The sequence below is a fragment of the Saccharopolyspora sp. NPDC000995 genome, from assembly GCF_053599315.1.
Window position 1 is genome coordinate 1 of sequence record NZ_JBSFLZ010000242.1, and the last position, 3,968, is coordinate 3,968.

Here is a 3,968-nt window from a genome sequence, read left to right on the forward strand (position 1 = left end):
CCACCACGCCCCCCGGCCAGCACCTCAGCATCGGACCCGGTCACCGGCCTAGCCGAACCATCCGCGGCGAACACCGTCCACTGTGGCGTGCCACCGACCGGCCCCGGCGTCAACGCGACCACTACACGCCCCAGGCCCCGCGCCAGATCCGAACCCTGACCCGACGACACCACCACACCCACACCCGGATCACCCTGCGACACCAACACCACCGGCCCACCCGTAGAACCCGCCACACCGCCCCGCACGAACTCCGCCAACCCGCCACCAGCAACCTCATTCGCGGGCACCGACACCCGTACCGCGTCCACCGGCAACCCCGCAGGCAAGGGCACCGCGCGTGCGGGCCAATACCGATAACCCTTGGCAGGAGCGTCGGGCAAAAGTCTGGTCCTGGAATCCATCAACGCCTCGCCCAGATCAAACTTACCGGTAAACCGGCCTCGGGCTCGGGGTGCGCTCCGGCGAGCTGGCGCGTCTTCGTTTTTGGTGAACTCGATCCACCCCTGTGTGGTGGGACGGAATCGAAGGCGACCATCGCTTTGCCGTTCGTAAGCGCCGGCAAGCAGACGCCCGTCCGGGGTTCTGTACACGTCCGACGTAGTCGCCAATACCGGCCCGTTAACGACCCTCAGCACCTTTGACAGCAGCGCATCGGAGGCACGGGAAATCGCCAGCACCGTCCACATTCCTTCGTTCTCGAACCACCCGCGTCCGACGTGATAGGCGTTGAGTATACGGGCGAAACCGTCAAAATTGATTTGCTGTCCATTCCGGAGGCGAATCCCGGAACGGTCTGGCGTCGTCCGGGCGACGATGAGGCTCACGTCCTTGTACAACTGGTACGAGTACGCCTTGGCGACGATCTGCGCCTTCGAAGCACCCGGGGCCGGGAACAGCACCGACTGTTGGGGCAGGCTCACGACCAGCGCGGGGAAATCGTCGACGCCACCAGTCAACTTCCACGGGCGTGTCCAGGCGAAAAGCTGTACCGCCTGCGCCTGCGCGGCCTCGCTCAGCGGCAACAACTCCAGGAACTCCGCCAGCTTCTCCAGCCAGGCCCCCTCATGCCTGGTCTGGTCGTCATAACCCAGCAGATCCGGATCCTCCATCAACCGATCCAGCTCCCGGTAGATCCCCGGATCGGTACCGGCCAGCATGATCGCCGCGCTCAACTCGGCCCGCACCTGCCACAACGCGGGATTCCCGGTCAGCTCACCCGCGTCCCCAGCCCACACCCGGAACTCAAGCCGATCGCTCTCAAATCCAACGACATCAAAACGCACCGCACGAAACTTGTCGTCGAAGTAGGGAAGGGATTCGTACCCGTCGTAACCAGTGTCGCCGTCGTCCACTGTATACGGATCAGACGGAAGCGAAAGCGTCCGAGCGTACCTGACGTCGCGTTGCTTCGAGTCCTCGCCGCCTGCAACGTTGCCCAACCGGAAAAGCACCGCCTCGAAGACCTTCGCGACCTGCGCCACCCGCACGTACTGCACAGGGGTCAACTGCCAGTCAAAACTGACATTGATATGCCCCCCTGACTCCGAGCCATAACCGTCCTGCCGCTTTACCGCGCTCAGCAATTTCTCCATACTGGGCCACACCTGCTCGCTGACGGGCCGCCCAGTGTCATTACGCAGGATCGGCGATGTCGCCTCCACCTCGAAACGCTCCGCCTCCTTGAGCAACGCCCACCTACGGTTGGCCAGAATCTCCTCCGCTGCCGTCTTAATAACCAGCTTCGAGCCGTGGGCGGTCCGCCAATCCACCAGCCCGGCTTGTTCGAGCTCCACCCCTAGACTGTGGACCCGCGCATCGAAATTTTCACCCGGGAGCTTGAACTCGACCTCGAATCCCAGACGCACGTCCGACCGAGAGCTCACTCCACCAGGCACACCGTCCTCGAAATACGTGACCGGAACACGCCTCTGCTCTATCGCCTGCTTCGCCTGCACATACACCTCTTGCACCTTCGCCCGGCGAGCATTGCGCAACCTCCCCTCCGCCGCCTCCACTCCACCCAACCTCTCCTCGACGTACTGCAAATCCTCCGAAGTCCAGTCTCCCTGCCGTACCATGCTCTTCGCGGTTTCGACGCTCGCACGCACACCGTTCGGATCGAAATCCGGCGGCATCGCCCGCAAATGCCGCTCCATTCGCCCCGTCAGCTCAGCCAACCTCGCAATCCCCTCCGGCACGAACTTGGCCAACTCCGCCTGCAACACCGCCAACTCTGCCTGCAACGCCCTCTCCGGCTCCCACAACGCCTGCCGGTCCTCATCCCGCCCCTGCACCGCCACCAACTCCGCCTTCTGCGCCTCAAGCAACTCCAGAGCATCCCGCAAAGCCGCAATCCGCTCCCGAATCTCCACCTCAATCGGCGCAGCCTGCTCCGCCAGTCCCCTCTGATCTACGGCACCGGCTACGGTGTCATCCACCAGCACCGCAGCATCCGACGGCAAAGGCCCACCGCCGGTGTACCGACCCGATCCCGCCACCGACTCCCCCGAACGCCCCGCCTGATCTTCCGGCCCGGCCCCTGCCTGGATACTCAGCCCGCTGCCCCCCGTACCCAACTTTTCCGCCAGTGCCTGGGAAAACTCCATTACCTGGCCCTGTTTATCCCGGCCGGACTTGTGGTAGTTGGCCGCGACCAGCGTCACCACATCGTCCACCGACACGGCAGCGCCCCGACCAGCCAGCTTCCGGATGTCATGCGTGCCATGCACAATCCGCCGCGCCGCATCCATTTCCCCCGGGGTCAACTCCAACTGCCTCGCCCGCTCGATCTCCCCCCGCATATCCGAGTCCGACCACTGCCCCACCGGGGCTGTGCCCGACGCTGCCGTACCAACCGGAACACCAACCGGAACACCACCCGAGGCCTCCGCCAGACCTGCCAAGCCACCACGCCCCCCGACCGGCACCCCAGCATCGGACCCGGTCACCGGCCTAGCCGAACCATCCGCCGCGAACACCGTCCACTGTGGCGTGCCACCGACCGAACCCGGCGTCAACGCGACCACTACACGCCCCAGGCCCCGCGCCAGATCCGAACCCTGACCCGGCGACACCACCACACCCACAGTCGAATTGCCTTGAGACATCAACACCACCGGCCCACCCGCAGAACCCGTCACACCGCCCCGCACGTACTCCGCCAACCCGCCACCAGCAACCACATTCGCGGGCACCGACACCCGTACCGCGTCCACCGGCAACCCCACGGGCAGCACCACCGCCGGATCCCGATGCAGTGGCGGGGCCGACTGCGACCCGTCCACCGGCACCATCGTCGAGTCCGGCGACACCGCAGTGCCATCCTGGCGATGAGAATCCCCATGCGCCGCAACCGAGTCCACATGCGAATCCCCATGCGCCGCAACCGGTTCCGCACCGGAATGCCCATCGTGGCCGGCCCAGCCACCCGGCGAGGACCCATGCCCCGCAGGCACCACACCACTGCCGGAGTCCACGACAGACCCGGACCTACCAGTCTCCCGCAGCGCCGTATCCACAGGCGCACCAGAAGCATGCGGGGTCACCGCCGGTGAGCCCGGTGTCTGCGAGGTAGGCACCTCCAGTGGCCGGTTCCCGGGCACACCCACACCAGGCACTCCGGGCACCTGATCACCACCGGCAACCGGACGGTACGCCGGCGGCGGCGTCCCCGGCCGGTCCTGCCCGGAACCCACCACCCCATCGGAATGAGCCGGCAGCGGCTCGCCCGGCCGGTCCTGCCCCGAACCCACCACCCCATCAGGGGAATACGCCGGTGGTGGCGTCGCCGACCGTTCCTGCCCGGAACCCACTACCCCATCGGAGTGTGCCGGCAGCGGTGTGCCTGGCCGGTCCTGCCCGGAACCCACTACCCCGTCGGAATGTGCTGGCAGCGGTGCGCCTGGCCGGACCTGCCCGGAACCGGGCACCTCCGGAACACCACGAGCCGGCTTCCCGCCCGGCAC

General features: G+C 66.3%; 1 protein-coding gene. It reads right to left on the reverse strand.

What is annotated here, in order from left to right; all coding sequences use genetic code 11:
- Positions 1 to 3,932 (reverse strand): hypothetical protein (locus tag ACWDKQ_RS35350; protein ID WP_450143103.1); only part of this gene is annotated, 3,932 nt, incomplete at its 3' end.
- Positions 3,933 to 3,968: the final 36 nt, after the last annotated feature.